Source organism: Rhodoblastus sp. (assembly GCF_041915505.1).
Classification (GTDB): Bacteria; Pseudomonadota; Alphaproteobacteria; order Rhizobiales; family Beijerinckiaceae; genus Rhodoblastus.
In genome coordinates this window covers 1-6,871 of the sequence record NZ_JAYSBG010000182.1, presented here as the reverse complement: position 1 = coordinate 6,871, position 6,871 = coordinate 1, and the positions used below count along the sequence as shown (strand labels likewise).

The following is a 6,871-nucleotide window of genomic DNA, read 5'->3' as shown; positions in this document are numbered from 1 at the left end:
CGCTGGCTGATCGTCTGTGCGGTTCTGACGCCGCTGGCGCGCGGGCCTTTCATGGCCAATCTGCCGGTTCTGCGGCGCCATTGGCGTTTCCTCGCGGCGATGGCGCTGAGCGGCTATACCGTGTTCAATGTGCTGTTCTATCTCGCCGGCTATTGGACCAGCGCGGTGAATATCACGCTGCTGCAGAGCTCGATCCCGCCCATGGTGCTGGCGGGGGCGGCTTTGTTCAAGGGCGAGAAGGTCACCTCGCGCCAGGTGGCGGGGATGGGCGTTTCGTTCCTTGGCGTGGGCCTGATCGCGACGCGCGGCGATATCACCCATCTCGGCGCGCTCTCCTTCAATCTCGGCGATCTGATGCTATTGGCCGCCTGCGCGCTGTATGCCGGCTACACCATCGCTCTGCGCGGGCGTCCGCACCTGCCGCCGCTGGTGTTTTTCGCCGGCATGGCGGTCGCCGCCTTCATCGGCTCGCTGCCGTTTCTGGGGGCGGAGCTGGCCATGGGCCACGCCTATTGGCCGAGCGCCAAGGGCTGGGGGCTCGTCGTCTTCGTCGCTTTGGCGCCGTCGCTGCTCAGCCAGCTCTTTTTCATGCGCGCTGTGGAGTTGATCGGCCCCGGCCGCGCCGGGATCTTTTCCAATCTGACGCCTTTGTTCGGGGCCTTTTTCGCGATTGTTTTGCTCGGCGAGCCCTTTCATCTCTATCATGCCGCCGCCATGGCGCTGGGCCTTGCCGGCCTTGCTCTGGCCGAATCGGCCAGGGGAAAGCGAGACAAGGATGATGGGGAGCAAAAGGCCGTGCCGCATGAATCGTCGTGACTTTTTAAGCCTCGCCGCCATTCTCGCCGCGACGCCGGCTCTCGCCCAGAGCGCTGGCGAATTCGCCGGCTTTATCGAAAGCCTGCGCGCTTCGGCCTCGGCGGCGGGCGTGTCGGGCGCATTGTTCGATTCCGTCGCCTCCGGCCTGATCTTCGATTCGTCCCTCGCCGGCAAGCGCGCGACGCAGGGCGAATTCGTCCGGCCGCTGAAAACCTATGTCGATGAGGCGGCCTCGCCGGCGCGGGCGACGAAGGGCCGGGCCATGGCGGAGAAATTCGCCGCGCCGCTGCGGCAGATCGCGGCGCAATATGGCGTCCCGGCGGAAATGATCGTGGCGCTCTGGGGCATGGAAAGCGATTACGGCGCCTCGCGCGGCGACCGCGACATTTTGCGTTCGCTGGCGACGCTCGCCTTTCTCCATCCCGACAATCCCGTTTACGGGCAGGAATTCGTCGCCGGCCTGGTGTTGCTGCAGAAGGGGATTGCGCGGGACAAACTGCGCGGCTCCTGGGCCGGGGCGATGGGCGATCCGCAATTCATGCCGTCGGCCTTTTTGAAATATGCCCGCAGCTTTTCTGGTCAGGGGCTGCCCGATATCTGGTCGAGCGGGCCGGATTCTCTCACCTCGATCGCCAATTTCCTGAAAGATTCCGGCTGGCGACCCGGTCTGCCGCCGCTGATTGAAGCCCGCGTTCCGCAAAATTTCGATTATGCGACCCTGCGCGCGGATTTTGCGGCTTTCGCGCGCGCCGGCCTGACCGCGCTCGATGGCGGGGCCTTGCCGCGCGCGGGCGAGGCCATGCTGTTCTTCCCCGTCGGCGCGCCGAGCCCGGCCTTTCTGCTCAGCGAGAATTTCTTCGTGCTGAAGGCCTATAATTTCTCGGATTCCTATGCCTTCGCGGCTTCCGTCCTGGCCGACCGCATCGCCGGGCGGGCCGTTCTGCGCGAGAAATGGCCGAGTGAGCCGCAGCCGCTCAACCAGGCCGAGCGCGAGGCGATCCAGCGCGGCCTCGCCGCGCGCGGGCTTTATGACGGCAAGATCGACGGCCGGTTCGGGCCAGTGACGCGGCTCGCCATTCATGCGTTGCAGAAACAGGCGGGCGTGGCCAAGGCGGACGGCTATCCGTCGCGGGCCGTGCTGGAGCTGTTGGACAAAAAATAAGCGCGGCCTCGCGGGGGCCGCGCTCGATGTTCCTTCTCCCCATAGGCCGTTCGGCAGAACGGCCGTCCTCGCGGACGGCCTATTGGCGGGAGAACGCAGCGCGCGAGCGCCGGATGAGGGGGCGCTGCTTACTCAGCCGCGCGCTTCATCGCCGGATAAGTGCACTGCGCGTCATTGGCGAAGGGCGCCTCGACGTCGCTCTGCTGCACGAAGGGAATGCGCAAAGCGTTCCACACATCGACCAGAGCCTCGACCAGATGGGCGATATGGGCGTCGCCATGGGCTGGGGTCGGCGTGATGCGCAGGCGCTCCGCGCCGCGCGGGACCGTCGGATAATTGATCGGCTGGATATAGATGCCGTGGCGCTCCAGCAGCATGTCCGTCGCGGCCTTGCACAGCTGGGCGTCGCGCACCATCACCGGGACGATATGCGACAGATTGGGCAGCACCGGGAGGCCGGCCTTCATCAAGGCGTGTTTGGTCAGCCAAGCCTGGCGCTGATGCGCCATGCGCAGTTCGGGGCGGGTCTTGGCGATGCGCACGGACGTCGCGGCGGCCGCGCAGACCGCCGGCGGCAGGGCCGTGCTGAAGATGAAGGCCGGGGCGAAGGAGCGCACCGCGTCGCAGATCGCGGCGCTGGCCGCGATATAGCCGCCGATCACGCCGAAGCCCTTGGCCAGCGTGCCCTCGATTACGTCGATGCGGTGCATCTGGCCTTCGCGCTCGGCCACGCCGCCGCCGCGCGCGCCATACATGGCGACCGCGTGGACCTCGTCGATATAGGTCATGGCGTTGTATTTTTCGGCGAGATCGCAGATCTCCTTGATGGGGGCGATGTCGCCGTCCATCGAATAGAGGCTCTCGAACACGATCAGCTTGGCGCGCTCCAGCGGCTGGGCCGCGAGCAGTTCTTCAAGATGGGCGACGTCGTTATGACGCCAGATCTGGCGCTCGGATTTCGAGCGGCGGATGCCCTCGATCATCGAATTGTGGTTGAGGGCGTCGGACAGGATCAGACAGTTCGGCAGCAGGTCGGCGATGGTCGAGATCGCCGCGAGATTGGAGATCCAGCCCGAGGTGAAGACCAGCGCGCTGTCCTTGCCGTGCAGGTCGGCGAGTTCGGCTTCGAGCTTCACCAGCGGATGGCTGGTGCCGGAAATATTGCGGGTGCCGCCGGCGCCGGCGCCGTGCCGGGCGGCGGCGGATTTCATCGCCGCAATTACCTCCGGGTTCACGCCCATGCCGAGATAATCGTTCGAGCACCAGATCGTGATGTCGTGCTCGGCGCCATGTTCATCGCGCCAGATGGCGTGAGGGAAACGTTCGGCGTCGCGTTCGATATCGGCGAAGACCCGGTAGCGCTTTTCCGTCTTGAGCGTGCCGATCGCGTCTTCGAAAATCTGCCGATACTGCATTTTCGTTACCCTCTGGCCCCAACCCGCCGCGTGGGTCGCGCCCGTCGCGGCTGAACCGTTCCCTCAAGCGATTGCCTGCTATACAGACTTTCGCGCGCTCCGGCGAGCGTCTCATTGTCGCACTTTACGCCAAGGACGCCGCTTCCGGCCGAACCTGGCCAAGAAACCACAAAGCGCGGGCCGCTTTCTTTGCGCTAAATCACTTTTGGCGTTTTTTTCGGCATTGGCAAGCGTGACGGCCTCCGACCTTGGCGCCGCCGCCCAAGCCGGAAAATCAGCCGAATCCGGGCCGCAGCCCGCGCCTTCGCCGCCAATGCGCGTCCGGATCCATAGAAATTTAAGAATCCGCCGTCGATTCGGGCGGCGCCGAAATTTTATGCGCGACAAACGCTCGCCAAACCGGCGGCGGCTAACCATATGTTTCGGCATCATTCATCGATCGAGAATGTCGATCTCTCCTCGGGAGGGCGCGACCGTTGATGTCTGCTTTGCTCGAACCCTTTTTGCGACGGCTGATCCGAAAAGGCGCGCTTGAGGTTCAACCCTTTGACGCGACGTCTTTTTCCGTTGGCGACGGCGGGTCGCCGTCCTGCGCCATAAGGCTCAACGACCGCCGCGCCGCATGGGAATTGCTGCGCGATCCCGAATTGGCGGTCGGCGAACTCTATGGCGACGGGCGCCTCGAACTGACGCGGGGCGGCCTCTACGATCTGCTCGCCCTCGGGGCCCGGAACATTGTCGCGCCGGGCGGTCCGAAATCGCTCGCCCTGCGGCAGGCCGCGCGGCGCCTGTGGCAGATGCTGGGGCCGGGGATCGCGCCGTCGCGCGCCCGCGACAACGCCTCGCGCCATTACGATCTCGACGCGCGGCTCTATCGCCTGTTCCTCGACCGGGACATGCAATATTCCTGCGCCTTGTTCGAGACGCCGGAGATGAGCCTCGACGAGGCGCAATTGGCGAAGAAGCGGCATATCGCGGCCAAGCTCGCCCTCGCGCCCGGCCAGAAAGTGCTGGATATCGGCTGCGGCTGGGGCGGAATGGCGTGCTATCTCGCGGAGGCCTGCGGCGTGGAGGTGCTGGGCGTGACCTTGTCCCGCGAGCAGCTCGACATCGCCCGACAGAGGACAGCGGCCGCCGGACTTACGGGCCGCGTGCGTTTCGCTTTGCAGGATTATCGCGAAATCGAGGGGCGCTTCGACCGCATCGTCTCGGTCGGCATGTTCGAACATGTCGGGCGGAGGAACTATGACGTCTTTTTCGCGGAGATCGCCCGCCTGCTGGCCACGGACGGCGTCGCTCTGATCCATACCATCGGCCATTTCGGCCCGCCGGAGCCGACCAGCGCCTGGCTGCGCAAATATATCTTCCCCGACGGTTATATTCCGGCTCTGGCGGAGATCGCCCCGGCGCTCGCGCGTTCGGGCCTCGCGGTCGCGGATCTGGAGACGTTGCGCGAGCATTACGCGCTGACGCTCGATCATTGGCGCGCGCGGTTCCAGGCACGCCGCGACGAGGCGCAGGCGATCTATGACGAACGCTTCTGTCGGATCTGGGAATATTATCTGGCCGCCTCGCAATGCGCCTTCCGCTACCAGGGCTGCGCCGTCCTGCAATTTCAACTGATCCGGAGCTTCAACGCCTTGCCGATAACGCGGGACTATCTGTTCCGCCGCGAGGCCGAATTGCGCGCGGGCGGCCCGGCGTTGTAAGGCCGAGGGACCGTTTACCGCGCGCCGGCGAACCGGCTGACAATTCGCCCTGTCGTGCTATCAAGGCGAAGGCGGCCGCTCGAAAAGCGCAGCTCTCATTGCGGCGCCGCATGCGTTTTTCGCAGTCGCGAAGGAAATTCCAGCCCCTGTTTTGCGGCGCCGCAGGATGAAATTCCCCCAATTGGCTATTCGGCTTGAGTATGCAAAAGAAAGAAGTACAATTGACAAGTTTTCGTCCCGTTGGCGCTCGCCGCCATCGCTGGGCTTGATGTCTCGGACTTGAGGTGAAAAGAGTGGAGCATCAGACTACCCGTATTTTGATCGCCGATGATCACCCCCTTGTTCGTGGAGCCTTGCGGCAAGCTGTCGCCAACGCGGTGGCCGGCGCCGAAATCGTGGAATGCGGCGCGCTTGAAGACGTCACCAAAGCGCTCGAAGCCAATTCCGACGTCGATTTGATCCTGCTTGATCTCGCCATGCCGGGCGTGCGCGGCTATTCCGGCCTCATGATGCTGCGGGCGCAATATCCGGGCGCGCCGGTGGTGGTGGTGTCGGGCCGCGAAGAGCGCAATGTCATCCGCCTGTGCATCGATTTCGGCGCTTCGGGCTTCATTCCGAAGAGCACCGACATGGAAACCATGCAGATGGCGATCCGCGCGGTTCTCGCGGGCGACCTCTGGGCGCCGCCGGATGTGGACCTGAGCGGCCCGGTCGATCGCGACGCCGCCGACAGCGTGCGCCGCCTCGCCTCGCTGACGCCCCAGCAGGTGCGCGTGCTGATGATGCTGTCGGAAGGCCTGCTCAACAAGCAGATCGCCTATGAGCTTTCCGTCTCGGAAGCCACCGTCAAGGCCCATGTCTCCGCGATCCTGCAGAAGCTGGGCGTCGAGAGCCGCACCCAGGCGGTGATCGCCGCCGCGCGCATCGAGGCGATGAGCGACCTGACCTCGGGCGCGCTCGGCGATTAAATTTCCGTCACCCTCTGGCGCCCGGCCCGTCCGCTCCTCATTACTTAAGGCGCGGCGGGCGGCCTGACCTTGGGCGCGCCGGGCGAAACGGCGGGAGAGGGGCGCGATCATGAGAACGAAACGTGTCGTGGCGGGCGTGTCGCCTCTCGCGCTCCTGCTTGCGCTCGCTCCGGCCCGGGCCGAGACGCCGCCCGTTCCGCCTGTCGTGGCCGCGCCCGCGGATTCGGGCGAATCGAGCAACGGGCGCTTTGTCATGACGCCGGTCGCCGACGGATTTTTGCGGCTCGACACCCGCACCGGCCAGGTGTCCCTCTGCGCGATTTCCGCCGGCCAGGCGCAATGCCGCGCCAGCGCAGACGAGCGCGCGGCGCTTGAAGCCGAGATCGACCGCCTCGCCAAGGAGAACGCCCGGCTCAAGGCCGGCGCGCCCGCGCAAGCCCAATCGGACGCTCAAGCCGCGCCGGAGGAGGAAGAGCGCCGCTTCGACCGCGCGCTCGACCGCGCCGAGCGTTTCATGCGCCGGATGATGCAATTGTTTCGCGAATCCGACAATAAAGCCGCGCCGTCCACGCCCTGACGCCATCCCATCAGCGAGGTTTCCGCCATGACCGAACCGAACAGCCCGGCGCGCCATCCCTTCGAGCCGCGTGAAACCGATCTAGCAGCCACGAATCATCCGCCGCCGAGCGATATGGAGCGCTTTCTCGGCGGCAAGCCGTCATCGGTGGCGGTGCGGCTGGCGTTCCTGTCGCTGATCGTCGGCTTCTTCCTGGTCTGGCTCGACATCAAGCCGATGGACGT

6 protein-coding genes and 1 pseudogene are annotated in these 6,871 nt (G+C 65.3%); 6 read left to right on the top strand and 1 reads right to left on the bottom strand.

All coding sequences use genetic code 11. The annotated features are described in order from the left end of the window. On the top strand, positions 1 to 816 hold an 816-nt coding region (locus ACE3S9_RS12145), incomplete at its 5' end, for a DMT family transporter (protein ID WP_374546722.1). Beyond that, complete coding sequence (locus ACE3S9_RS12140; RefSeq protein WP_374546721.1) at positions 803 to 1,978, top strand: lytic murein transglycosylase; 1,176 nt, start codon at positions 803 to 805, stop codon at positions 1,976 to 1,978. The genes ACE3S9_RS12145 and ACE3S9_RS12140, both read left to right, overlap by 14 nt. Before the next feature lie 128 nt (positions 1,979 to 2,106). Here the strand turns inward: ACE3S9_RS12140 and hemA are convergent, their stop codons facing one another. Continuing rightward, entirely contained in the window at positions 2,107 to 3,393 is a 1,287-nt protein-coding gene (hemA, locus tag ACE3S9_RS12135; protein ID WP_374546720.1) for a 5-aminolevulinate synthase, read from the bottom strand. Positions 3,394 to 3,872: 479 nt separating this feature from the next. Here hemA and ACE3S9_RS12130 point away from each other — a divergent pair, with 479 nt between their 5' ends. The 4 genes and pseudogenes from ACE3S9_RS12130 to ACE3S9_RS12115 all read left to right on the top strand — a co-directional run. Next, on the top strand, positions 3,873 to 5,102 hold the full coding sequence (locus tag ACE3S9_RS12130) for a class I SAM-dependent methyltransferase (protein WP_374546719.1): 1,230 nt from the start codon (positions 3,873 to 3,875) through the stop codon (positions 5,100 to 5,102). 293 nt (positions 5,103 to 5,395) lie between these two features. Next, positions 5,396 to 6,070, top strand: a complete 675-nt coding sequence (locus ACE3S9_RS12125) for a response regulator (protein WP_374546718.1) — start codon at positions 5,396 to 5,398, stop codon at positions 6,068 to 6,070. A gap of 109 nt (positions 6,071 to 6,179) precedes the next feature. Then, complete coding sequence (locus ACE3S9_RS12120) at positions 6,180 to 6,647, top strand: hypothetical protein (protein ID WP_374546717.1); 468 nt, start codon at positions 6,180 to 6,182, stop codon at positions 6,645 to 6,647. Between the two features lie 27 nt (positions 6,648 to 6,674). Beyond that, a pseudogene (locus ACE3S9_RS12115) lies at positions 6,675 to 6,871 on the top strand (hypothetical protein); the annotation flags it as partial.